This window comes from Enterococcus sp. E5-37 (assembly GCF_035726925.1).
In the GTDB taxonomy this organism is placed as follows: domain Bacteria; phylum Bacillota; class Bacilli; order Lactobacillales; family Enterococcaceae; genus Enterococcus_B; species Enterococcus_B faecium.
In genome coordinates this window covers 1-23,524 of record NZ_JAPMLG010000019.1, presented here as the reverse complement: position 1 = coordinate 23,524, position 23,524 = coordinate 1, and the positions used below count along the sequence as shown (strand labels likewise).

The 23,524-nt window shown below is 37.9% G+C and carries 25 protein-coding genes, 1 pseudogene and 1 other annotated feature; of the genes and pseudogenes, 6 read left to right on the top strand and 20 right to left on the bottom strand.

Annotated features, from left to right (window positions below):
* Positions 1-492 precede the first annotated feature (492 nt).
* The 4 genes from OS138_RS12190 to OS138_RS12175 form a co-directional block, all read right to left on the bottom strand.
* The gene (locus OS138_RS12190; protein ID WP_002301906.1) at positions 493-1,218 is read right to left on the bottom strand and encodes a hypothetical protein; all 726 of its coding nucleotides are present in this window, start codon (positions 1,216-1,218) and stop codon (positions 493-495) included.
* A 153-nt stretch (positions 1,219-1,371) separates the two neighbouring features.
* Positions 1,372-1,698 (bottom strand): hypothetical protein, encoded by a 327-nt coding sequence (locus OS138_RS12185; protein WP_002339096.1) that lies wholly within the window; start codon positions 1,696-1,698, stop codon positions 1,372-1,374.
* A gap of 45 nt (positions 1,699-1,743) precedes the next feature.
* A complete protein-coding gene (locus OS138_RS12180) occupies positions 1,744-2,106 on the bottom strand; it encodes a zinc ribbon domain-containing protein (protein WP_002301908.1) in 363 nt (120 codons plus the stop codon).
* Between the two features lie 36 nt (positions 2,107-2,142).
* Positions 2,143-2,358 carry a helix-turn-helix transcriptional regulator gene (locus OS138_RS12175; protein ID WP_002301910.1) on the bottom strand — a complete coding sequence of 72 codons (216 nt, stop codon included), beginning with the start codon at positions 2,356-2,358 and terminating at the stop codon, positions 2,143-2,145.
* A gap of 129 nt (positions 2,359-2,487) precedes the next feature.
* On the opposite strand from OS138_RS12175, the pseudogene OS138_RS12170 reads away from it, so the two are divergent.
* A pseudogene (locus OS138_RS12170) lies at positions 2,488-2,825 on the top strand (helix-turn-helix domain-containing protein).
* Between the two features lie 75 nt (positions 2,826-2,900).
* Here the strand turns inward: OS138_RS12170 and OS138_RS12165 are convergent.
* Complete coding sequence (locus OS138_RS12165) at positions 2,901-4,898, bottom strand: hypothetical protein (RefSeq protein WP_137273704.1); 1,998 nt, start codon at positions 4,896-4,898, stop codon at positions 2,901-2,903.
* A 97-nt stretch (positions 4,899-4,995) separates the two neighbouring features.
* Entirely contained in the window at positions 4,996-5,271 is a 276-nt protein-coding gene (locus tag OS138_RS12160) for a helix-turn-helix domain-containing protein (protein WP_002301916.1), read from the bottom strand.
* Between the two features lie 235 nt (positions 5,272-5,506).
* Between OS138_RS12160 and OS138_RS12155 the strand changes: the two genes are divergently transcribed.
* On the top strand, positions 5,507-6,241 hold the full coding sequence (locus OS138_RS12155; RefSeq protein WP_002301918.1) for a helix-turn-helix transcriptional regulator: 735 nt from the start codon (positions 5,507-5,509) through the stop codon (positions 6,239-6,241).
* Between the two features lie 38 nt (positions 6,242-6,279).
* Positions 6,280-7,422, top strand: coding sequence for a tyrosine-type recombinase/integrase (locus OS138_RS12150; RefSeq protein ID WP_002301919.1), 1,143 nt, complete (start codon positions 6,280-6,282; stop codon positions 7,420-7,422).
* Between the two features lie 95 nt (positions 7,423-7,517).
* Here the strand turns inward: OS138_RS12150 and sufB are convergent, their stop codons facing one another.
* The 12 genes from sufB to OS138_RS12090 all read right to left on the bottom strand — a co-directional run bounded on the left by sufB (position 7,518) and on the right by OS138_RS12090 (position 18,777).
* The gene (gene sufB, locus OS138_RS12145; protein WP_002287686.1) at positions 7,518-8,909 is read right to left on the bottom strand and encodes a Fe-S cluster assembly protein SufB; all 1,392 of its coding nucleotides are present in this window, start codon (positions 8,907-8,909) and stop codon (positions 7,518-7,520) included.
* A 4-nt stretch (positions 8,910-8,913) separates the two neighbouring features.
* Positions 8,914-9,384, bottom strand: coding sequence for a Fe-S cluster assembly sulfur transfer protein SufU (gene sufU / locus OS138_RS12140; protein ID WP_325070172.1), 471 nt, complete (start codon positions 9,382-9,384; stop codon positions 8,914-8,916).
* A complete protein-coding gene (locus OS138_RS12135) occupies positions 9,371-10,606 on the bottom strand; it encodes a cysteine desulfurase (RefSeq protein ID WP_325070171.1) in 1,236 nt (411 codons plus the stop codon). Before OS138_RS12135 ends, sufU begins: the two co-directional genes overlap by 14 nt.
* Positions 10,603-11,889, bottom strand: coding sequence for a Fe-S cluster assembly protein SufD (gene sufD / locus OS138_RS12130; RefSeq protein WP_002349856.1), 1,287 nt, complete (start codon positions 11,887-11,889; stop codon positions 10,603-10,605). The genes OS138_RS12135 and sufD overlap by 4 nt, the downstream gene beginning before the upstream one ends.
* A 12-nt stretch (positions 11,890-11,901) precedes the next feature.
* Positions 11,902-12,675 carry a Fe-S cluster assembly ATPase SufC gene (gene sufC, locus OS138_RS12125; protein ID WP_002287679.1) on the bottom strand — a complete coding sequence of 258 codons (774 nt, stop codon included), beginning with the start codon at positions 12,673-12,675 and terminating at the stop codon, positions 11,902-11,904.
* Positions 12,676-12,871: 196 nt separating this feature from the next.
* Positions 12,872-13,720, bottom strand: coding sequence for a MetQ/NlpA family ABC transporter substrate-binding protein (locus OS138_RS12120; RefSeq protein ID WP_002287678.1), 849 nt, complete (start codon positions 13,718-13,720; stop codon positions 12,872-12,874).
* Positions 13,721-13,743: 23 nt separating this feature from the next.
* The gene (locus OS138_RS12115) at positions 13,744-14,430 is read right to left on the bottom strand and encodes a methionine ABC transporter permease (RefSeq protein ID WP_002287674.1); all 687 of its coding nucleotides are present in this window, start codon (positions 14,428-14,430) and stop codon (positions 13,744-13,746) included.
* Positions 14,423-15,457 (bottom strand): methionine ABC transporter ATP-binding protein, encoded by a 1,035-nt coding sequence (locus tag OS138_RS12110; RefSeq protein WP_325070170.1) that lies wholly within the window; start codon positions 15,455-15,457, stop codon positions 14,423-14,425. The genes OS138_RS12115 and OS138_RS12110 overlap by 8 nt, the downstream gene beginning before the upstream one ends.
* 62 nt (positions 15,458-15,519) lie before the next feature.
* Positions 15,520-15,776: a binding site (T-box leader), on the bottom strand.
* Positions 15,777-15,851: 75 nt separating this feature from the next.
* On the bottom strand, positions 15,852-16,190 hold the full coding sequence (locus OS138_RS12105; protein WP_002291179.1) for a glycine cleavage system protein H: 339 nt from the start codon (positions 16,188-16,190) through the stop codon (positions 15,852-15,854).
* 1 nt (position 16,191) lies between these two features.
* Entirely contained in the window at positions 16,192-16,548 is a 357-nt protein-coding gene (locus tag OS138_RS12100; RefSeq protein ID WP_086324507.1) for an arsenate reductase family protein, read from the bottom strand.
* A gap of 5 nt (positions 16,549-16,553) precedes the next feature.
* On the bottom strand, positions 16,554-17,741 hold the full coding sequence (locus tag OS138_RS12095; RefSeq protein ID WP_002291183.1) for an FtsW/RodA/SpoVE family cell cycle protein: 1,188 nt from the start codon (positions 17,739-17,741) through the stop codon (positions 16,554-16,556).
* 190 nt (positions 17,742-17,931) lie between these two features.
* The gene (locus OS138_RS12090) at positions 17,932-18,777 is read right to left on the bottom strand and encodes a LysR family transcriptional regulator (RefSeq protein WP_002291186.1); all 846 of its coding nucleotides are present in this window, start codon (positions 18,775-18,777) and stop codon (positions 17,932-17,934) included.
* A 233-nt stretch (positions 18,778-19,010) separates the two neighbouring features.
* On the opposite strand from OS138_RS12090, the gene OS138_RS12085 reads away from it, so the two are divergent.
* Positions 19,011-19,976: a TDT family transporter gene (locus OS138_RS12085; RefSeq protein ID WP_002291188.1), complete on the top strand. Its 966-nt coding sequence runs from the start codon at positions 19,011-19,013 to the stop codon at positions 19,974-19,976.
* A gap of 495 nt (positions 19,977-20,471) precedes the next feature.
* Complete coding sequence (locus tag OS138_RS12080) at positions 20,472-21,515, top strand: YeiH family protein (protein ID WP_002291191.1); 1,044 nt, start codon at positions 20,472-20,474, stop codon at positions 21,513-21,515.
* Positions 21,516-21,576: 61 nt separating this feature from the next.
* Here the strand turns inward: OS138_RS12080 and OS138_RS12075 are convergent, their stop codons facing one another.
* Entirely contained in the window at positions 21,577-22,041 is a 465-nt protein-coding gene (locus OS138_RS12075) for a methylated-DNA--[protein]-cysteine S-methyltransferase (RefSeq protein WP_325070169.1), read from the bottom strand.
* A 245-nt stretch (positions 22,042-22,286) separates the two neighbouring features.
* Between OS138_RS12075 and OS138_RS12070 the strand changes: the two genes are divergently transcribed.
* Positions 22,287-23,234 (top strand): glycosyltransferase family 2 protein, encoded by a 948-nt coding sequence (locus OS138_RS12070; RefSeq protein WP_010776724.1) that lies wholly within the window; start codon positions 22,287-22,289, stop codon positions 23,232-23,234.
* A 127-nt stretch (positions 23,235-23,361) separates the two neighbouring features.
* Here the strand turns inward: OS138_RS12070 and OS138_RS12065 are convergent.
* A partial coding sequence (locus OS138_RS12065) for an IS3 family transposase (protein WP_325070177.1) occupies positions 23,362-23,524 on the bottom strand: 163 nt, incomplete at its 5' end.

Genomic DNA, 23,524 nt, shown 5'->3' with positions numbered 1-23,524 from the left:
TCTTATTTAAAGTTGCTATATACCCTCTTATTTTAGCATACTCCCTTTTAGAAAAAGCAAAAAAAAAAAGAAAGAAACTTATTCTTGCTAATAAACTACGCGAAAGGAGTCTAACGTTGTTTGATATAACTTAGACTGATCGTTAACTTATTTTTTATATTTCTATATAGTTATCTTTAGAACCATTTCAGATACATATGAAACAATTACATATGATTTTTTCATAAAAAAACAGTACTGTCTAGTAGTATAAAATATACAAATTTCTTAAAAATTTTTTCACTAAAATCACTACCTGAAACAGTCTAAAACACTTATATATCAACGTTTAATGAAACTATCTCCGTTTCATTTCAGATACAAATAAATATAGTCGGGCTCCAAATCCGAAAAAAAATACCCCCAGTAGCTTATCCTAAGCTACTGGAGATGTATAAGTACGGTCATATAACAACGGGGTAGGGTAAATAAATGAAAAAGATGGAAGAATCATTATTCAATAACTTTTTTAAATACTTCGTTGTAATCAGTTACCTGTCCGTTCTTAAATACCACAGAATAATCTTTTTTCCCATTTTCAAGTAACCGAAGTGGAATATCTTTACCAACTTGCTCTGTCACTGCATTACTGATACCTGTTAGATTAGCTAATAAATCTGATAAAGATTGAGCATCTGTAGAAATCTCTGTATCAGTATTTATCGTGATTCCTTTATCTTCATTTACAAGTTTCCAAGTAGGTGGTATAGCTGTGTATGTTTCTACAAATGAATTAAGTTTTTCATTAAGTGACTTCTCTTTTATATTTCCATCTAAAAACTCTGTATATATGGCTTGAGCCATACTAAAACAAAGCTGGCCTTGTTCTAATAATTTTACATCATTAGTTAGTAAAGCTGTGTTCACGTTATCAATCGCTTCAAGAAGAGTATCTTTGGTGTCCCTAACAGCTTTAGGTGTGCCTTCTGGAATTTCCCTACTTGATACCTCGTCCATTTTATCTTCCATAAAACCCTTAAAATCATATCTTTCTCCCAAATCCATAGAAGTTTTTGAGAAAGCTTTCATTTCTGAGTCTATTTCTTCAATAATATTTAACATGTCTGATACATATTGTTTAGGCTGATTCGTTTTTAATCTATATGTGGTAAATATCTCAATTCCTCCAATTATCAATAAAATTGCCAAACAAATCCATAATAATTTTTTCTTTTTCATTTTTCCTCCTATACACTGCTGTTATAACAGTGACTAATGTAAAGATTTTCCCAGCAATCATCAGACTATTATTTACAGGGAATCAAAAAAACTCCTTAGTAAGCTTACACCTTTAGGAGTTCCTGTTTGGACGGTATGCATAATACATTTAAATCAATTTAACATTAACACCTCAGTATATGGTATCTCTACATATATACGGTCTTTTTTTGGATAGTACTCGACATTTATATTGATAGCACTTCCATTGTCTAACGTAGCTTTAGCCCGGTACGTGTTATCACCATTATCATGAGTGATCGTCACATCATCACATGTCCGATTTAAGTTATACTGTTCTTGTAAAATTTGAGTTACCAATGGTACAGATGACTTCTCTAGTCCAGATGAACCCGTCATTCTTGAAAAAATTATACCTATAATAGCCAATACGACGATACCTATAATGACAAACTTCTTGTTCATATTTACTTTATTCAACTTTTTATCTCCTATCTCCAAAATAATTTGCTCTTATCCCTCTTATCAGTACATTGACATCCCTAAAAGTACACCAAAGATTGCTCCAGCTACCCCTGCTATCATCAAAATCGTACCCATTTTCTCATCTTTTTCTCGATATAAGTAGCCCATAATAACAGCAACAGCACCAAATACAACAGGAATAAATGCTAACGATACTACCATAGAAATCCAACCAATAATCAAATACAGATTCCCTGTCTCTTGTCCATGTACGATTTGTTCCTTCATTTCATTAATTGTCTGCTCAGTACTTTTCTTTACTGCGTCTGCTCCGGTTGTCTCATCTGTTTCTTGTAGTGCTCCGCAAAACTGGCAATACTTACTTTCATCTGTTATTTCTTTGCCACATTTTCTACAATACATGTCTTCTCCTCCTAAAAACATTCAATTGTTTATTAGTTAACTGTTTACTTTATTAAATACATCAGAAAACAGCTCATTCATTGGTACACTTAATATCTCAGAAAGCATCTTCATTTGATAGGGTTTAGGAATCGTTCTCCCTGTTTGCCACGAACTTACACATTGCTGTGTAACATTCATTTTTTTGGCTAACTCAATTTGAGAAAAGCCTTTTTCTTTTCTGTATCGGCTGAGATTACTTACTTTTTTCATGATTCTCCCCTCCTATTTTATTATATACAACAATATGATGTATTTCAATTCATGAAATACACAAAAACTTCAAATACCATTACAAATACAACAACTTGTTGTACTCTACTGAGAAGGGGGGGTGTATTAATGAAACAGAAACAATATGCAAAGGTCATTAGAGAAAAGCGAAAAGCTCTCGGGTGGACACAAAAAGAATTAGCTGAAAAAATCTTCTCTACACAACAGGCAGTAGCAAGATGGGAAAATTCTGTAACAGAGCCTAACCTCTATAGCTTAACAGCTCTTTCTAGAGCCCTAGGAACCCCTGTAAGCCATTTTCTAGACAATGTTGTCGTAGAGATTATGAGGAAGAGTTTTTGGCTCTCTATCGCTCTCTTAGCACTGAAGATGCAGTTCGAACAATTGACTATATGAAGCTATTAAAAAGGCAAGAAAATGAACGCAATCAGCTATTGAAAGATTGAAAAATAAATAACCCACCGAACTTTAACGGTGGGTGTATTGAGATGAAACAAGATTAAGAGCTATGGATAACCTGTCTAGGTTAATACAATTGGGTCTCTTCTCTTCCTTACTCTCCGTCCATCATCTCTTGTTACACTTGTAAATTGATAAAGAGGAACTAATTCAACACCAGATGCTATCAATTCTTTTATTACTTCATCTATCCCTGCCCCTTTTGCTAGGTAGACTAAAAAACTACTACTTGCTTTCACATTGTATAATCTCTTAATATCCTTAGAAGCTCGTTCAAGAGTGAATCCTTGTTTAACAAAGTAGCCTCTGTTTTTTATTAAAGCATTTTTCACGCTGTTATACCCAACATTACGTAGACGTTCACAAACAGTGTTAATAAGTTCTTTCTCTGTCATTAGATATGTCCCTTGCCACGATAAGCCCTGTAAAACTTCATGTGCTTCATCTAAAATCAATTGTTTTTCCTTGCTAAGTTCTGATCGGGAATTTTGAGGAAATACTCTTTTAGCCTCTTTTTCGTTAAAACATATCTTAACCCATTCATAAGAAAAATATTGATATGTAAAATGAAATTTTTCCAGAAGTGGAAGGATATCTTCATTCAATTTTTGAATCACAGAAGTTGCATTAAAAACGTCTAATCGATAGACATTGCTTCTCTTATGATTAAAGTTTCCTAACGCTTTCTCTTCCTTTAACCTATTTAGGTATTCGAGCATCTTCAAAGGAACATCTTCATCATCTAATTTTTTTATCAATCCTATAAAAGTCATAAGTGATAGTAACTTATCACATTTATCTATGTCATAAGTTTTACCATAGTAAGAACTCATTTTTTTAGCTAATTGTTCCCCCGACAAAATACAAGTCACACTTTCCTTACTATCATCAAAAAAATTAACATCAGAAAGCAAGACATCATAGACACGTCGCATTTCCTCTAGATAATTCCTTATTGTCCTGAAAAGTTTGTCTTTCATTGATTCAAGAGTGTCAAAAAGTACTTTTGATTCCTCTTTCAATTTTCGAAAATGTGTAGGATACAAGTCTAGGTTCTCTAATAGCCAATTAAATGTTTCTACCCGACTGTCTTTCTTTAAAATTAGCATCACAACCCCAATAAAATCTACACTGACACCACAATTACTAGAATGACAATGAAAAATGGAATGACCACTTTTCCCGGTAAAAATACTAGCAGAGGGATTATGGTCGTCGTGAAACAGACATCTTAAGTTTTTACTTGACTTAAGTAATTTATTCATATCAATGGTTAACAATCTTTCATAAATCTCATTAAAAGACATGTCGGAGGGATCAAATAAGCAATCTTTAAACCACTGTTGCATTTCTTCCCTGTCTTCATTCTTTATTAACTTAACAAAATCGGTTTCATTTGCTACGTCATAATGTCTTCCTAAATTGTTCTGACAATTTTTAGAACTTGTCACGGTGAAGTCAATCGGATACTCAGCAATATCTAATGTGTTGGCTTCATTAATTATTATCACTGCATCTGACTTATACCCTCCAAAAAACATTCTAGTAGAAGAATCCACAGAATTATCACACCAAGGCATTTGCTCTTGTAAATACCTGTAAACAGCTTGCATTTCGTTATAGTCAGTAATCGCTTCTTTTAATAGAAAGACAATCTTGAATTTTTCTAGATTTTCAGAGTACCGAATACTTTTTTGTATCGCAAACGCAGAATTATGAACTAAATCGATGGATAAAGCCTTTTCTATGCTTAAGTATCTACTATCATCTTTACTCAAATCTACTACATTATCATTCTCATCTTTAACAGTGTTATCGACATCCAGAATAATTACTCTAGTTTCTAAAAACTCTTCACTTTTGTTGCCTTTATTCTTTGTCTTGCTTGGAATAAATGATTGTGATGAATTTAGTATCTCTACAAACTCATCTCTTGTAACTTCTCTGTAGTTACCTAAACACCTATCTCTTACATCAATTTTTTCCTTTTTTATAACTGGTTTCTCTAATAGTTTTTCTTTATCCACATAGATTGGAATATTAAGCATTGATGTTTCCATTTGTGGTTCCTCCTTATAAAATTCTGTTAAAGACTAAAACATACAGATAATAAAAACAAACTCTTTATTACTATATGTTTTAGTCTTATTTGTTTACTCAACCTTTATACTGTTCCATGAAACTATCAATATCAGATTTTTTGAATCTAATGACCGTATCAATTTTTATAACAGGTAACCCGTATTGAGAAACATATTTTCTAATCGTTCCTACTGATACACCTAGATATTCACTTGCCTGCTGATAGTCCATATACTCTAGAGTAACACCAGAAATAATGTCTTCTAGCATAGGCTTTAGCACTGTAATTATCTCTTTCACTTGTTGTTCAACTTGTATAGAAACAATGCTATCAATGATTTGTAGAGACATATTTCCCCCTCCTTTCGTGATTACTTGAACAAATTTTCTAAGAATCATCTTCGTATTATTTGCTCAAAATAAAAGTATTTTGTTGTTATTAACCGATTAATCAAATAAAAAATGATTACCAGTTCATCGACATACACATAATACCTCGATATAAAAGGGGTGTCAATATGTTGTGTAAATTTATTTACAACACCCCCTTTTTTGGGGTATACTAATTTTAGGAGGTGTGGTCAATATGATAAAGCGTCCACCAATAAATTATTTAGAACGAAAAAAGATACTCGGAACAAAAATAAAAGCTATAAGAAAGAGTAAAAAATTAACACAACCAGCATTTGGTCTTATGATTAACAACGGTCAATTGATTGACAAAAAAACTATCTACGAATGGGAAAAGGGAACCTATTTACCAATACCAGAGCGATTATCCCGAATTGCTGATTTGGGAAATATGAGTATAGAGGAGTTAGTTTGTGGCAATGTAGAAGAATATATTTTGGGAATTATTCTTTATAGAGATAGCATTGTACTAGATGGTATAACATTTCCAGATAAAAACCTGTTCCAGCATCTTCGTCAACAGTTCCCGCCAGTACACTCTAATTTAGATACATGGCTAGATAGATATTCCAAATTAGAACCAGAGATGCAAGAATTTATTGCTAACAAGACTTGTAATAAAGTTAAAATTGAAAAAATTAGTCTTTTCAATATCTTAAAAATAGAAGAATTATTCATCAATGCTATTATAGAAGAATTTGACAATAACATTCTTTTCCTCACTAGCAGTATAGAAGAACTACTAGAAAGAATGGTAGATGAATGGCTACCTATTCAATTGAAAGACATGTCTTATCCCGAAGAAGCTGTGAGAGAAATTACTGATAATATAAACAAGCTAGAACAAACGATTTCATCAATTGGGAAAAAATACACTAAGAAAAAAATGAAGGGAGGTGATACCATCTAGTGGTAAGTACTCCTTGTAAACTAAGAGGAGATGATTTCATGGCAAAAATATCAAAGTACAAAAAGAAAAACGGTCAAGTGGCGTGGATGTATAAAGGACACATTGCCACCGATCCACGAACTGGTGAAAAAATAAATACTACGAGAAGAGGTTTTAGTAGCAAACAAGAAGCTCAAAAAGATTATGACGAATACAGACATCAAATATTATACGGTGTTAAAAAGAAAGCACCTGATATGACATTTGAAGACCTGTATAATGAATGGATAGCTCATCAGCGTACCAGTGTTAAAGCTTCAACAATCGCAATTTCAGTAAGATACGCAAATAATCAAATACTTCCAGCATTTGGTAAGCTTAAATTATCGAATATCTCTGTCCCATATTGTCAAAAAGTGGTAGATGAATGGCACAGTAAATATGAAAGTTACGACTATATGAGAAAACAGACTGCACAAATTTTACGCTACGGGGTTGCAATGCAATATATTGACAATAATCCTATGGAAAAAACACTTCTTCCACGAAAAAAAGAGTATGAGAAAAATCGTAAATTTTACTCAAAAGAGGAGCTTAATGATTTACTGGATGCTTTTAAAGATTTTGGTAACATGAAACAATACGCCTTCTTCAGATTATTGGCATACACAGGTATGAGAAAGAGTGAAGTACTCGCTTTACAGTGGAAAGACATAGATACGTTTAATAAAGAACTACATGTCAATAAAACTCTTGCTGTAGATGAATTTGGTAACGTTATAATTCAATCTCCGAAAACAAGAGCTTCTAGACGAGTTATCTCTTTAGATACTGAGACTCTTTCTATCCTCAACAACTGGAAATTACAGCAAAAAGAAGAGTATTTAAAACTTGGATACAATACTAGCTCTAAAGAGCAACATGTTTTTACAACAGTTAAAAACACTCTATACATTCCAAACACTGTTAATGATTGGTTAAGATATATTTTGAAAAAATATAACTTGCCTCGTATTACACCTCATGGGTTTAGACATACACATGCTAGTTTATTATTAGAAGCAGGAGAATCTGTCAAGGTAGTTCAACAACGATTAGGGCATGAAAATAGTAAAGTGACATTAGACATCTATGCACATATTACAAATAATGCACCTAAGAAAACAGGTCAAGACTTTGCTGATATGATGGCTCATCAGTAAAAGAGCTGGTCAAAAGCTGGTCATTTCTAGTATACAGGCAAAACAAAAAAAGCTAGAAACCTTATATATCAAGGGTTCTAGCTCCTATACCAGGTTTAACCCACACTGCCTTCCATCTCATAACTGATCAATCGGTTGAGTTCGACTGCATATTCCATGGGAAGTTCTTTGGTGAATGGTTCAACAAAGCCCATGACGATCATTTCAGTTGCTTCAGATTCGGTCAGGCCTCGGCTCATCAGATAGTAGAGTTGTTCTTCTGAGATTTTTGAAACTTTGGCTTCGTGTTCTAAAGAGACTTGGCTGTTGTGGATCTCATTAAATGGGATCGTATCGGATTTCGACCATTCGTCCATGATGATTGTGTCACATTCGATATGAGAGATCGAACCCGCACTGTTTTTGGCGAAGGTTACTTGTCCTCGATAGTTTACTTCGCCGCCGTCTTTTGAGATTGATTTAGAGACGATAGAGCTAGATGTATTTGGTGCATTATGGATCATTTTTGCACCCGTATCTTGGATTTGGTTTGCTCCTGCAAAGGCGATGGAGAGCATGGTGCCTCGTGCGCCTTTTCCATCTAAGTAAACACTTGGGTATTTCATCGTTGTTTTTGCACCTAGGTTTCCGTCAATCCATTCAACGGTTGCGCCTTCGTATGCTTTTGCTCGTTTGGTTACTAAGTTGTACACATTGTCTGACCAGTTTTGGATCGTGGTGTAACGGCAATACGCATCTTTTCTTGTAAAGATTTCTACGATGGCGGCATGCAGACTATTACTTGAATAAGTAGGTGCCGTACAACCTTCGACATAGTGGATGCTTGCTCCTTCGTCAACGATGATCAGCGTACGTTCGAATTGTCCCGTGTTTTCCGCATTGATCCGGAAGTAAGTTTGTAATGGAACATCGACTTTGACGCCTTTTGGCACGTAAATAAAGGTGCCACCTGACCATACGGCTGAATTCAGCGCTGCTAATTTGTTGTCAGTTGGCGGTACAAGTTTTGAAAAGTACTCTTTGAATAATTCAGGGTATTCTTTCAAAGCAGAGTCAGTGTCAGTAAAGACGATCCCTAATTTTTCAAATTCATCTTTCATATTATGGTACACGACTTCTGATTCATATTGTGCGGAAGCACCGGCTAGATAAGCTCGTTCTGCTTCTGGGATACCAATCTTTTCAAATGTATCTTTGATTTTTTCTGGTACGTCTTCCCAGTCACGAGCGGGCTTGTCACTTGGTTTTTGGTAATATTTGATGGCATCGAAATCGATGTCTGAAAGGTCGGGGCCCCATGTTTGCATTGGCATTTTATTGAATGTTTCTAGAGATTTCAGACGGAATTCAAGCATCCATTCTGGTTCGCCTTTGATTCTTGACATCTCACGGATCACTTCTTCTGTCAAGCCTTCTCCTGTACTGAAAACCGGTTCGACATCATCGTGAAACCCGAATTTATATTCTTCTAATTCTGGTACGCCCATGTTCTCACTCCTCTTCCTTGTGGTAATGATGGAAAGCTACGGTACCATCGTTTTCCATTGCTTTTCCTAGTGCTTTCCAGGCAAGTGTCGCACATTTGATCCGAGCGGGAAATTTAGCTACACCACCAAGCATAGCAGCATCGCCTAATTGGTCGGGATCTTTGACTTCTTTTCCTTGGACAAGCTGTAGAAAGTCTACAGTTAAATGTTCTGCTTCTTCTATTGATTTTCCGATGACGGCGTCTGTCATCATCGAGGCACTTGCCGTACTGATGGAGCAGCCACTGCCGTCAAAGGCGATATTTTTGATGATTCCGTCTTTTACATCGACTTGCAATTCGATCACATCTCCACATGTGGGGTTGTTCAATTCGATCTTGCTTGTCGAGTCAGTCAAGCTTCCACGATGATGCGGATGGGAAGAATGATCCAAGATCACTTGACGGTATAAATTGTCTAATTTAGATAGTCCCATGTTGGAAAAACTCCTTTGTTGCCATGATTGCTTCAACTAAACGGTCGGCGTCTTGCGTTGTGTTGTAGAAATAAAAGCTCGCGCGAGCAGTCGCTGATACTTCAAGGTACTTCAATAGCGGTTGCGCACAATGATGACCTGCTCTGACGGCTACCCCTTCCATGTCTAAAGCTGTCGCGACATCATGAGGATGTAACCCATCCAAATTGAATGCAACGACCCCTGTCCGAAAATTCGGGTCTTGTGGACCATAAACAGTCAATCCATCAATTGCTTGTAATTTTGGCAACACATAAGCGGCTAGTTCTTCTTCATATCGATGGATATTGTCCATGCCGAGTTCTTGCAAATAATCGATTGCATGGCCTAATGCGATAGCGCCGGCGATATTTGGTGTCCCTGCTTCGAATTTCCAAGGTAGTTCTTTCCATGTACTGTCGTATAATTCGACAAAATTGATCATTTCGCCACCAAATTCAACAGGTTCCATTTCTTCTAACCATTTTCGTTTACCATATAAAGCACCAATACCTGTTGGTCCGCACATTTTGTGTCCGCTGAAAGCAAAGAAATCACAGTCTAGTGCTTGGACATCAATGGCCATGTGCGGGGCAGATTGAGCACCATCTACTACGATGACCCCGCCGTTTTCATGGACAAGTTCAGCTAATTCTTGAACAGGATTGATGACACCTAAGACATTGGATACATGAGCAATGGAGACGATTTTGGTTTTGTCCGTAATCTTTTTCGCTGCATCCTCCATATCCAGGAAGCCTTCTTCTGTTAGTTCGATATATTTCAAGACAGCACCTGTTCGTTTTGCCAACTGCTGCCACGGGATAACATTAGAATGATGTTCCATGTAAGAGAGCACTATCTCGTCTCCTGCTTTGATATAGCGGTCGCCGAAGCTTCTGGCTACCCAATTCAAGCTTGTCGTCGTACCACGAGTAAACAGCACTTCTGCTGTTTCTTTTGCATGGATGAACGCCCGTACTTTTTCTCTTGCTTGTTCATAATCATGGGTCGCGCGTTCTGCTAACGTATGGACACCGCGATGAACATTGGCGTTATCGTGTTCGTAATAGTGCGCTAATGCCTGGAGTACCTGTTTTGGCTTTTGGGTCGTCGCTGCATTATCCAGATAAACTAAAGGTTCATCATTGACGTCTTGAAATAAGATAGGAAAATCATTGCGTAGCTTTTTAGCATCGATCATCCATTCAACTTCCCTTCGATTACTTCGACTAATTCTTTCCGAACTTGTTCTACAGGGATTGCTGTTAAGACAGAACCGAGGAATCCTCGAATCACTAAGCGCTCTGCTTCTTCTTTATGCAATCCTCGACTCATCAGATAGTACATTTCTTCTGGATCAACTCGTCCTACACTGGCAGCATGTCCAGCAGTTACTTCGTTTTCATCGATCAAAAGAATAGGATTCGCATCACCACGTGCTTTATCAGAAAGCATCAAGACACGACTTTCTTGTTGGGCATCTGCACCTTTTGCCCCTTTCAAGATGTGGCCGATACCGTTAAAGGTCAATGTTCCTTTTTCTCGGATCACTCCGTGTTGCAAAATATGCCCGATCGTATGAGGGGCTTTATTGGTTACTCGCGTATCGATTCCTTGGATTTGTCTGCCCGAGCTGATTGCCACGATTTTGACTTCTGCGTGTGCACCTTCTCCTGCTAAATCTGAGTCAAAGTCAGCGATCACATGACCGTCATTCATGACACCAATTGCCCAGTCGACAGAAGCATCTCGTAAAATGTGCCCACGGCGATTCATATAAGAAGTAATATTCTCTCCTAATTGATCTACGGCTGAATATTTGATTTTTGAACCAGCTTTAGCGATGACTTCCACGATGATATTACCTGATGATTTTGCTACTTGTTCTTTGGTTGTCTGGAAACGTTCCAGATAAGAAAATTCACTATGTTCATCTGCCACGATCAACACATGCTTGAAGAAGTGCTCATCGGATGCGCCATCTTGAATGAATAAGGACTCGAGTGGTTCATCGATCACGACATTTTTAGGCACATACAGGAAAATACCGCTGTTCATAAAAGCTACATGGAGTGCAGTCAATTGGTCTTCGTTCATGTTTACTGCTTTTTTCATATAATATTCTTGGACTAGTTCTGGATATTCGATCATTGCAGTGAACAAGTCGGTAAAAATGACTCCTTTTTCTGCTAATTCCACAGGCAGTTGTTCAAAAATCGTCCATGAACCTTGTTGGACAAGCACAGGATTGTCTTTCATTGCATCAAATGCCGGAATCGTGCCTGTTTCACTGATGGTTTGTGTTTCTTTCACATCGAATAACGACCAGCGATGGAATTTCACCCGATCGATATGCGGCAATGGCAGTTCATCTGCTTTCGTTAGTGCGTCTTGACGGAAGGTTCTCATCCAATCAGGTTCGCCTTTACTTAAAGAAAAATCATTTACCGCGTCAAGATAATCGAGCCAGTTTTTTTCTTTCATTCTTGCTCCCCCTTACGCTTCTTCTTCTTTATAGTCGATTCCTAATTCTTTACTGATACCAGCGTAGCCTTCTGCTTCCAGACGTTTAGCTAGGTCAGCATTCCCTGTCATGACTACTCGTCCTTCCATCATGATGTGAACGACATCAGGTGTGATATAGTTCAATAATCGTTGATAGTGGGTGATGATCAATGCACCGAAATTGTCTCCGCGCATTTCATTTACTCCTTTAGCAACGACTTTCAAAGCATCGATATCCAGACCTGAATCGATTTCGTCTAAAATTGCAAATGTTGGTTCTAACATCAACAATTGTAGGATCTCATTCCGTTTCTTTTCTCCGCCAGAAAAACCTTCGTTCAGATAACGTTCAGCCATTTCTTCTGGCATATTTAGTAAAGCCATTTTTTCATCTAACTTTTTCAAAAATGCCATAACAGAAATTTTGTCGTTTTCATCACGTTTCGCATTGATCGCTGCACGCATGAATTCCGCATTCGTGATACCTGGTATCTCACTTGGATATTGCATAGCTAAAAATAAGCCAAGTCGCGCACGTTCATCTACTTCCAAGTCTAAAACATTTTTCCCGTCAAACAAAATTTCGCCTTCTGTTACTTCATAGTTTGGATTGCCCATGATAGCGGCAGATAAGGTAGATTTTCCTGTGCCGTTAGGTCCCATGATGGCATGGATTTCTCCGGTTTTCATTGTTAGGTTTACGCCTTTAAGGATTTCTTTTTCCTCGATCGACACATGTAGATTTTTTATTTCTAAGACAGACATGCATTATACCCCCAAATTCTCTTTCGTTCTCACTCATTTTAGACTAATTGAGAATGAAGCGCAATGACCTTCCTTACTAAAATCAAATATCTTTTATTTATTATTAAACAATTTTGATTTCTAAATTAGAATAGATATAAAAAAGATGAGAAATAAGCCATTACAGACTTATTTCTCATCTTTTTTGTTCCATACCTTATTTTGCATCAGCCTTTACTGGTTTAACAGAGCCGCCCCATTTGTCTGTGATCCATTCTTGGACTTCTTTGCGGTGAAGCACTTCAATCAGTTTTTTGATTTTGTCACTGTCTTCATCACCTTTACGAGTCGCAATAATATTCACGTAAGGAGAGTTGTCCTTTTCAAGCAATACGGCATCTTCTAATGGATTCAACCCTGCGCCGTAAGCGAAGTTTGCGTTGATTGCAACTAGGTCACCTTCATCATTTTGGTACGTAGAAGCTAAAAGTGATGGGTCGATCGTATGGTTGAACTTCAAGTTCTTAGGGTTTTCTTCAATATCATCGAATGTTGCTGTTTCCAGATCTACTCCATCTTTGACTTTGACTAAGCCAGCATCTTGTAGAATTGTGATGATGCGTCCCCAGTCTGATTCAGAATTTGAAGTGATGATTGTTGCACCATCTTTTAATTCGGAAACATCTTTGACTTTTTTAGAGTACAAGCCCATTGGTTCGATGTGGACAGCACCGGCATTGACAAAGTCATATCCTTTTTCTTTGATTTCTTTGTTCAAATAAGGAATATGCTGGAAGTAATTGGCATCAATGTCGCCTTCTTCCAAAGATTGGTTCGGTAATACATAGTCATCGAATTTGACGATTTCAAGATCGATTCCTTCATCTTTCAATAATGGTTTCACATGCTCCAAAATCTCTGCGTGCGGTGTCGGTGAAGCTCCGACTTTCAATGTCGTGTCGTCTGCTTTATTTGCTGAATCTTTGCTGTCGCTGTTGTTACCGCATGCTGCTAATCCTACAGTCAGCAAAAGCGCTGCTGCAAATCCAAAAATTTTCTTTTTCATATCCTACATCCCCCTATATCCTATTATCTTTTGTCTGTTTTCTTAGTTAAGAAATCACCGATTCCTTGAACGATAAATACGATTAGTAAAATAATTAAAGTCGCAACGAATGTCACTGTCAGATTACCACGCTGGTAGCCTTCCTGCCAAGCAAGACCTCCAAGTCCACCTGCGCCGATCGCGCCGGCCATCGCAGTAAATCCGATCATCGAGATCGTTGTAACTGTTAATCCAGAAATCAATGCGGGAATACTTTCAGGTATCAAGACCTTCCAGATGATTTCCCAGTAACTTGCTCCCATTGCATCTGCTGCTTCCAGTACACCAGGGCTGACTTCACGAAAAGCAATCTCTACTAGACGGGCATAAAATGGTGCTGCGGATAAAACAAGAGCTGGAATGGCTGCTTGCGCACCTAGCATAGTGCCTACGATTGCTTTAGTAAATGGAATGATCAAAACCATCAGGATCATAAATGGCGTTGACCGGAAAATATTACTGATGATCGATACGATTCCATAAATGATTCGAGCATACGGTTTGTTTTTGCGTCCAATAGAGTAAAGGATCAATCCCAAAACTAATCCGATGATCGTCACTAAGACCATTGAGATTAATGTCATATATAGTGTATCAAGGATAGCCTGATTCATCGTTTCCGGGTTGATTTGTTTAAAATCTAGATATGTTTCTGAAAAGCTTTTATCCACGATGGATCACCTCAATTCCTACTCCTTGTTCTTTGATGAACACTTCTGCTTGATCTAATTCTTTGGTTTCACCAGTCATCAAGACAGTCAATGAACCAAAGGAACCTTCTTTCACTTGTTTGATCTTTCCATACACAACGTTAACATCGATGTTATAGCGTCGAATCGCTTGGGAAATGACTGGCTCGTTGGCATTTCTTTCGCTAAAGGTCAAAGTTGCCAAACGGCCGCTTGGATTTTCTTTGATGAGTTCAGCTAATAGTTCTGTCGAATCAGCTTCTGGTTCGATGTCTTGTTGTACAAAGCGTTTGGTTACTTCTTTTTTCGGTTGTCTGAAGACAGTCAATACGTCTCCTTCTTCTACGACTCTCCCCAACTCCATCACAGCGACTTTGTTGCAGATTTTGCGGATCACATTCATTTCATGTGTGATCAAGACGATGGTCAAATTCAATTTCTTATTGATCGCTAACAATAAGTCTAATACTTCTTCTGTTGTTTGCGGGTCCAATGCGCTAGTAGCCTCATCACAAAGCAGGATCTCAGGATCATTTGCCAATGCTCGTGCGATACCGACGCGTTGTTTCTGTCCGCCGGAAAGTTGTGAAGGATATGCTTGTCCGCGTCCTTCTAACCCGACTAAACGCAACAGTTCTTCTGCCCGTTCTTTACGTTTGCTCTTTGGTACGCCAGCTAATTCCAGCGGCAGCTGGATATTTTCAAGTACAGTTCTTGACCATAACAGGTTGAAATGCTGGAAGATCATACCGATTTTCTTTCGGAATGTACGTAATTCTTTGTTTTTTAATTTTTTGATATCTTGATCGTTTACGATCACTTCACCGCTCGTGGGAAGCTCAAGTCCATTCAGGAGACGGACTAATGTACTTTTTCCTGCGCCAGAATAGCCGACAATTCCATAAATATCCCCTTTTTCAACGTTTAGTGAAACGTCATTGACGGCTTGGATGTTTCCGTTTTTCCCATTGAATGTCTTTTTGACATTCGTTAGTTGGATTAATGACATGCCATTCACATCTTTCTCTTATGATTTTTCAAACAAAAAAGCCTTCGCCCTCTTGCCTTAAGCAAAAGGACGAAAGCTTGAACTTCCGTGTTACCACCTTGATTTACCGTTACTTCGCAATAACAGCCTCTTCCAGTACTTGGACTTAGCTTCTTTCCGTATACTGTCGCGCTGTAACGGGCACTCCCGTAGTAAGTTTGCTTACGCTCGCTTACTCTGCTCTAAGACCATCTTCCATCTCATTTTCGTTACCCATTTTCAGCAAACAGGGCTCTCTTCAAACGTCCGTGACATGTACTCTTCTTTTCAAAGCTTTCTCGTTTCATATAGGATTGCTTATGATTATAGCAACTGGAAGAATCAGTGTCAACTTTTTTCAAGTGATTTTCTGATTTTATAATTCGTCAAATTCTTTTGGATCAACATCTTTGAAACTTAAGATCCACGCATTCATTTCATCTGAATCATTCAAGATATTGATATCTTCACCGATTTTATCATTAACAGAAGAAACTGTACCCGTTAGCGGGCTGGCAAATTCATTGACCGCTTTTTCCGCTTCAACTTCGATCAGAGGTTCATCTTTTTTTAGCGATTGTCCTGCTTTTGGCAGATTGGCAAACGTGATGTCTCCAAGTTCTTCTTGCGCTTCATTTGTCAAACCAACACAGTATTCTTTTCCATTAAATAAGATCCAAAGGTTGTCCTTTTTCTTCAAATGCTTGCCTGCCATTTTATATCAGTTCTCCTTCATAAATTTTTTCATTGAATCCAATTGCAACAAGCTGGTCCTCTCGTACGATCAGTGGTCGCTTGATCAGCATACCATCTGTCGATAAGACTTGGCTCGCTTTTGAAGCCGTAAACTCGCCTACTTGATCTTTCAGTCCAAGTTCCCGATATTTCATCCCGCTTGTGTTGAACAGGCGACGGATTGGTACTTGACTCGTTTCTAGCCAAGTCTCAATCGTTGAGGCCTTCGGTACTTCTTTGATCATATCAACAGTTTGATAACTAACGCCATGCTGGTCTAACCACGCTTTGGCTTTTTTGCATGTTGAACATTTCGGGTACCAGTAAAAGGTGTACAATTTTCTTACCTCCTTGAAGATCTTGCAGGTGCTTCATTTTGGTATCTCATCGATAATATCAACCCGATACCGATCATGTTCCCTAAAATCGAAGATCCTCCCTGACTAATGAAGGGCAATGGGATCCCTGTTAAAGGAAGTAATCCGATATTTGCTCCAATATTCTCAAAGACATGGAACAGCAGCATCATGATCAAACCGCTTGCGATATAGGCGTAAAATTCATTATTCGTATCGAAACACACCCGAATCATGCGATAGATTAAAATAAAATACAAGAAGATGACGAATGCACCACCGATAAAGCCGAAGTTTTCACCGATAACGGTAAAAATCATATCGGACTCACGAACAGGCACATAAATATTGCTTACGTTGAATCCTTTACCAAACAAGCCACCGGTACCAATTGCCAAAAGTCCTTGGGCCGGCTGATAACTCATTCCTGACGTATCATGGAAAGGGTCCAGCCATGAATCAATACGTGCAAACTGATAAGATTTGAAGCCAACTTTGTAAAGCAAGTCTCTTCCGCCTTCAGTCGTAACCAAGAAGATCGTTCCTGCTCCAACGACTACTGCCAAGATTACTACAGGTGCGATGATGCGCCAAGAGATTCCAGACATCAGGAAAATCCCGCCAAAGATCGCAAGAAAGACAAGCATCGTTCCAAAGTCATCTTGGGCCATGATCAATGCTAAAACCGGTATTGTCACGATCAAGAGCTTCCCAATCAGCCAAAAGTCCGATTTCATCGTCCGTTCTTTTACTTGCGTATTATGTTTAGTTACGATCAGTGCCATCATCAAGATGTACGCAATCTTCATCAACTCTGCTGGCTGGAAAGTAAACGCACCGAATCGAAACCAGTTTTTAGACCCTGTTGAAGCAGCTAAATTCTGATCATAGAATTTGAGCAAGAGTCCCATTACCACTAACCCCAAACCATAAAGGTAAGGAGTCAGTTTCCAGATCCATTTGGAATTCAAATGCATGATGACAACGATTGCTGCCGCTCCAACTAAATACCAGACAACTTGCATCCCTACGCCTTTCAAGACTGCTGGATTGTTCGGATCATGGCTAAGTGCTACATATAATGAGAGCAGACCAATCAAACATAACAGAAAGACTGGTAAAATCACGCCATAATCAATACGATTATCGTTCGAAGCTTTTAATTTTTTTTCCATGTTTCATCCCTTTTCTTAAAAACCATACTGCTGATTATTATAGCGGTCCAGTTAGATAATGGAAAGTCTTTCCATAGACATTTGGGAAAAATTAACTTTCCGTTTGTGCAGTTGCTTGAGCAAATGCAGTACAAAAGCCTACTGCTTATCTTTAGTGTATCATAGAACTTTTTTTGATACATGCAATTATCTACCAACTGAGATTCTCCTCGCTGTGAGAAGTTTCTGTGCTTTCATTGTATCGAAGGATCTCTTCGGCAATCTCTAGCAGCTGATCAGAAACCAGATTGGTTCGTTGGATGAAATAAAAATACCGATGGAAATTCAACGGAGTCATTGGCACATTTTCTGGAACAGAGCGCTTAGACAAAATCGAGCGACCGATTCCTTCCTTCAGCAACGCAACAATTACATCGTTACTTTTCACGATCATCTTCTTATCTTGGATATTCATCTCTTCAAAATAACGCTGCGTGTAATGAAAAACACCAGAGTTTGCTTCTCTTACAAGCCACAATTTGCTTTTTGGGTCCCCAGCGATGACTAGCTGGTCTTCCATCAAAGAGTATCTTTGTACGCCGGAAGTCTCTAATGGCTTTTCGATAAAACCAAAATCGGATTCATGTTTCGCTACTTGTTCTAATGATTCATGAGAATTCGCGATTTCGATCTCAAAATGCACTTTAGGAAACCTTTTGATCAGATGTTTCATCAACTGAGGCAAAAGATAGACAGCAAAGGTGTGGGAAGCAACGATCCGACATACTTCTTCTTCATTTTGTTCATTGAGCAATTTTTGCTGAGTTTCTTCCCATTCTTCTAACAAAACCAGTGTCCGTTCATATAATAAGTCGGCTTGCTTAGTTGGAAGCATCTCTTTTCTTCCGTTACGTTGAAAAAGATCGATATTCAATTCCCGCTCCAACTGTTTGATTTGATTCGAGACTGCTGGTTGAGATAAAAACAGTACTTCTGCTGCTCTGGAAAAATTTCTTGTTTCATATACTGCTCGAAAAGTCGTTAATAACTTAAACATGGCACCACTTCCATAACTTTTTATGATAATTACTATAAAAACTATTTGATTTAAATATACAAAAAACCATCTATAATAGAAATGTACAACAAAACAGTTGCTGATCCAACTAGTAACTTAGATGAAGACAATCAGCTGTCTGCTTGCTCGTAATCATACATTCCTATTCATTTTACAATGTATTCGTTCATCTTGGTACTAAAATCTATTAAATAAAAAGGAGAATATTATATATGAAGAACTTTTTGAAAATTATTCCGATCCCGATCTGCGGGTTGATCCTTGGGTTAGCTTCCCTTGGAAATCTGTTTAAAGACTATCACCATGTTGCTTTAGGCAATCTAACTGGCGGTATCTCTATGATTCTTATGATATTCATTTTTGTTAAATTGTTTATCTTATTCGAACACACGAAACAAACGTTGCATGATCCAATCATCGCCTCCGTTTCACCAACTTTTACGATGTCACTCATGGTTATTTGTACTTATTTTGTTTCATATGAAAGTATTGCACCAATTGTCAAATTCATTTGGCTGTGCGCTGTTATCTTCCAAGTGATCCTTGTCTTTTATTTCAATTATCACCATGTTATCAAAGCTGATCTTTCAATTGAAGCAATTTATCCAAGCTGGTTTATCATTTACGTTGGATTTGGGGTCATCACTGTAACTGCCGGGAACTTCTTCCCGCTTATTGGAAAAATTTTCTTTTGGATTTCATTGATCTGCTATGCGTTCTTATTGCCGATCATCATCAAACGTGTCTTTTTCGTAAGAAATATGGCTCATCCGACACGTCCGCTGATTACGATCGTTGCAGCACCTGGTTCTCTTTGCCTAACAGGTTATCTGAAAAACTTTGCTGAACCTAATTTTTATCTTGTCGTAGCGTTGTTCGCTTTATCTCAAGTATTGTATTTCGTTGTGCTGTCTATGCTTCCACGTTTGTTCAAGCTTCGTTTTTATCCAAGCTATGCAGCCTTTACATTCCCGCTTGTTATCTCTGCAACAGCTATATTTACTACTGTTCATTACTTCAACAGTTTAGGTATCTATAGTAGCGTATTGGATTTCTTAAAAGTTGCGGAATGTCTGTTTGCAAGTGTAGTTGTCTTCTACGTTCTTGCTCATTACGTACGTTTCTTAATTAAAGAACATAGCAAACATGGAAAATTTGTTTCTAAAAAAATCGCTTAATAATCGATTCAATAGGTTGTGAAAAAGCTGTTCTGCATCAAGTAATAAGAACGGCCAAACAAAAACAGTTGTTCATGTTTTTGTATTGGTTGGACTTATTACCGCAGATGCAAGCGAACACCGTTTACCAAGAGGTCGTAAAAGAAGTGGTCAGCTTCAAGAAATAAGAAGGAATTTACGAAAATTGCTTCTCAAATTTTTGTGAAATTTCGGCTTATTTCCGAGGAAGCTACTTCTGGAACACCGTTTACCAAGAGGTCGTGAAAAAGCCGCTTAGTTTCGAGTATTAAGAAAAATTTTGTGAAAATGGCTTTCCACATTTTTGCATAAATTTGGCTTAATACCGAGAAACTGGCTTTTGAACACCGTTTATTCGAAACAAGAGGTCGTGACAAGACTTTTGTCACGACCTCTTGTTCTTTTGTCAAAATACTGGTTTAGTGCTACTATGTTCGAGTATGCTTTTAGTATTTATTGACGAAAGGAACCGATCAAATGAAATCATTGTCACATCCAATAAAATCTGTAAAGGATTCAGCGGTCCGCGAAATCTTACCCGGTTTACTGCTTTCTTTTGCCATCGCTGCCTTCAGCAGGCTTCTTGCTATTTATCTGCCACAGTTAGGTGGAGCGACTATTGCTATTTTATTGGGTATTTTATTAGGAAATACTTTTTTTAAACAGCCTGTTCTAGCAATCGGCACAAAATTTGCTGAAAGCAAACTATTAGAATTCTCTGTTTTTTTACTAGGTGCAACTGTCACAGCTCAAACGATTGCTCAAATTGGTATAAAAGGAATTGTTTTTGTGTTACTGCAAATGTCAGTCACTATCATCGGTGCTTACTTGATTGGTAAAAAACTGCAATTCAGCGATACTTCTTCTTTGATGATGGCTGGAGGAAACGCTGTTTGTGGTTCTTCTGCTATTGCTTCGATTGCCCCTTCCATCCATGCGAAAGAGGAAGAAAAAGGACAGATCATCACACTAGTCAATCTACTGGGTACTGTGATGATGTTGACTCTCCCTTTTCTTGGATTACAGTTGTTTGGTGGAAATCTCATTGAAAAAAGTGCACTTTTGGGTGGTACACTCCAATCTGTTGGTCAAGTAGTCGCTGGGGCAAGCTTACTTGACAATTCTGTTGTCGAATTCGCCATGCTATTTAAGATTCTACGTATTATGATGCTCGTTGTTGTTGTCTATCTGTTTGAAAAATTCATGCACAAGAAACAACCAGCTCTGTTTGAAACGCCAACTGATACGCAGAAAAAACGAAAATTACCGCTTCCTTGGTATGTATTAGGGTTTGTGATCTTTTGTTTGGTCAACAGCTTGTTTTCTTTACCTGTAGTTATTGACCAATCGGCACATTTTATCAGCAGCTGGTTTGAGATCACTGCTTTAGCGGCAATTGGTCTGCGTTTAGACTTTGCAAAATTCATGAAAGAAGGTACTCGCTTCTTATCTTATGGATTAGCTGTCGGGCTTCTCCAAACAGTGATGGCTTTACTATTTATTTGGCTGATCAAAGTTTAGAATGAACATGAAAAAACAGTTGTGATTCTCGCATGGAACAATGTCCGAATCACAACTGTTTTTAATTTTGCAGAGATCCTTCTAACAACAACAATTGGCGTTTGATTTCAACCCCATCTATTGCGTTTCCCATATATCCTGTCAGTTTTCCATTTTGCCCGATCACTCGATGACAAGGAATAGCGATTGGCAATGGATTGGTTCGATTTGCCTGTCCAATCGCTCGCACAGCTTTCGGACTATCAACAGCAACGGCCACTTCTTTATACGTTCGGATTTCTCCATAAGGAATGGTCGACAAAGCTTTCCAGACATTTTGCTGAAAAGGCGTACCTCTCTTTATAGATAAAGGAACATCAAATTCTTTTCTTTTTCCCGCAAAATATTCTTCAAACTGTTCTTGTGTGCGCGTTAAAATTTGCTGATTCGCTGATTCGCTTTCTGAAATTGGCTGAAAAGATACAGCAGTCAATCCGGATTCATCTGCATCTAACCATAAAAAGCCGATAGGTGTGTGTATTTTCATTTTGTTTGCTCCTGGTCAATAGACTGGAACTTCCTCCTTTTTCTCTATCCAAAACTACTTGCCAACTAATAAAAATTGTTCTTAAAAGTTTGATAAACCGAGGAAACATGGTAAACTAAATACGTTAATTTACAAAAAGAATACCTGTTCTTTTACGTAAAATCAAATTTTAAAGGTGTTATTTAAGGTTTATTAAATTTTGAATGCAAACCATATATAAACATACGATTGAAAGGATAGAAACGATGAAAGTATCAATTGTTGTCCCATGTTTTAATGAAGAAAAAACTGTTCCTCTTTTTTTTGATGAGGTTGAAAAATTCAAAGGTGTCCATGAGTTCGAATATTTGTTTATTGACGACGGATCAAAAGACGGTACGTTAGCAGCAATCAAGAAGCTAGCTTCAGCTTATCCTTATGTCCGCTTTGTCTCATTTTCCAGAAATTTTGGGAAAGAAGCGGCTCTGTACGCTGGATTGCAAGCTTCTACAGGAGATTTAGTGACCGTGATGGATGTTGATCTGCAAGATCCGCCCGAACTGCTTCCTGAGATGATCAACCGGATCACTACTTCTGATATCGACTGTGTCGGCACCCGGCGTTCGACTCGTGAAGGCGAGCCTGCGATACGCAGTTTCTTTGCGAAAAAATTCTACCAGTTGATCAATAAAATCAGCGATACAGAAATGGTCGATGGCGCTCGTGATTTCCGCTTGATGACTCGTCAAATGGTGGATGCCGTCCTAGAATTAACAGAATACAACCGATTTTCAAAAGGATTATTTAGCTGGGTCGGATTTAAAACAGAATATATTTCTTATGAAAACCGCGAACGTGTGGCTGGCGAAACATCTTGGTCCTTCTGGAAATTATTCAACTACTCGATTGATGGTATCGTGAACTTCTCGGATGCACCGTTAACGATTGCTTCATTTATCGGCGCTTTGTCTTGTGTCGGTTCTGGTATTGCAATTTTGTTCATTATTTTGCGGGCATTGTTGTTTGGTGATCCTACATCAGGATGGCCTTCCATGGTCTCGATCTTCCTGTTCATTGGTGGAATCCAATTGTTATGTCTTGGAATCATCGGGAAATATATCGGGAAAATCTTCTTAGAAACGAAACAGCGTCCTGTTTATATCATAAGAGAAACAGAAAAAGTGAAGCCAAATGAATTGAAGCCTCACCAATAATATACGTCAAATGAAGTAAACATTTTTTTAAATGAAAAAGGACTGTGACAATGTAGTGACCCCCAAAAGTTAGACTTTTTTGGAGTGGAGAAATCCACTCCTTTTTTCATGCTCTAAAATGATATTTTTACACAACCGTTGCGGTTGTTTTACGAAATTGGATGGGACTTTGCCAGTTTAATTTCTGTTTTATCCGTTCATTATTGTAGTAATAGATATAGCTATCGATGGCTGATTTTAATTCCTCGAAACAGTTATAAACTTTCCCGTGAAAAATCTCTTGTTTTAAT

Bases quoted from the DNA above. Each gene is read 5' to 3' on its own strand.
- OS138_RS12080 (WP_002291191.1), top strand. From the start codon at position 20,472: ATGAAATCATTGTCACATCCAATAAAATCTGTAAAGGATTCAGCGGTC.
- OS138_RS12135 (WP_325070171.1), bottom strand. From the start codon at position 10,606: ATGATCGATGCTAAAAAGCTACGCAATGATTTTCCTATCTTATTTCAA.
- sufD (WP_002349856.1), bottom strand. From the start codon at position 11,889: ATGAAAGAAAAAAACTGGCTCGATTATCTTGACGCGGTAAATGATTTT.
- OS138_RS12155 (WP_002301918.1), top strand. From the start codon at position 5,507: ATGATAAAGCGTCCACCAATAAATTATTTAGAACGAAAAAAGATACTC.
- sufB (WP_002287686.1), bottom strand. From the start codon at position 8,909: ATGGGCGTACCAGAATTAGAAGAATATAAATTCGGGTTTCACGATGAT.
- OS138_RS12160 (WP_002301916.1), bottom strand. From the start codon at position 5,271: ATGTCTCTACAAATCATTGATAGCATTGTTTCTATACAAGTTGAACAA.
- OS138_RS12070 (WP_010776724.1), top strand. From the start codon at position 22,287: ATGAAAGTATCAATTGTTGTCCCATGTTTTAATGAAGAAAAAACTGTT.
- OS138_RS12175 (WP_002301910.1), bottom strand. From the start codon at position 2,358: ATGAAAAAAGTAAGTAATCTCAGCCGATACAGAAAAGAAAAAGGCTTT.
- OS138_RS12110 (WP_325070170.1), bottom strand. From the start codon at position 15,457: ATGTCATTAATCCAACTAACGAATGTCAAAAAGACATTCAATGGGAAA.
- OS138_RS12075 (WP_325070169.1), bottom strand. From the start codon at position 22,041: ATGAAAATACACACACCTATCGGCTTTTTATGGTTAGATGCAGATGAA.
- OS138_RS12105 (WP_002291179.1), bottom strand. From the start codon at position 16,190: ATGGCAGGCAAGCATTTGAAGAAAAAGGACAACCTTTGGATCTTATTT.
- OS138_RS12165 (WP_137273704.1), bottom strand. From the start codon at position 4,898: ATGGAAACATCAATGCTTAATATTCCAATCTATGTGGATAAAGAAAAA.
- OS138_RS12120 (WP_002287678.1), bottom strand. From the start codon at position 13,720: ATGAAAAAGAAAATTTTTGGATTTGCAGCAGCGCTTTTGCTGACTGTA.
- OS138_RS12090 (WP_002291186.1), bottom strand. From the start codon at position 18,777: ATGTTTAAGTTATTAACGACTTTTCGAGCAGTATATGAAACAAGAAAT.
- OS138_RS12085 (WP_002291188.1), top strand. From the start codon at position 19,011: ATGAAGAACTTTTTGAAAATTATTCCGATCCCGATCTGCGGGTTGATC.
- OS138_RS12095 (WP_002291183.1), bottom strand. From the start codon at position 17,741: ATGGAAAAAAAATTAAAAGCTTCGAACGATAATCGTATTGATTATGGC.
- sufU (WP_325070172.1), bottom strand. From the start codon at position 9,384: ATGGGACTATCTAAATTAGACAATTTATACCGTCAAGTGATCTTGGAT.
- sufC (WP_002287679.1), bottom strand. From the start codon at position 12,675: ATGTCTGTCTTAGAAATAAAAAATCTACATGTGTCGATCGAGGAAAAA.
- OS138_RS12150 (WP_002301919.1), top strand. From the start codon at position 6,280: ATGGCAAAAATATCAAAGTACAAAAAGAAAAACGGTCAAGTGGCGTGG.
- OS138_RS12180 (WP_002301908.1), bottom strand. From the start codon at position 2,106: ATGTATTGTAGAAAATGTGGCAAAGAAATAACAGATGAAAGTAAGTAT.
- OS138_RS12190 (WP_002301906.1), bottom strand. From the start codon at position 1,218: ATGAAAAAGAAAAAATTATTATGGATTTGTTTGGCAATTTTATTGATA.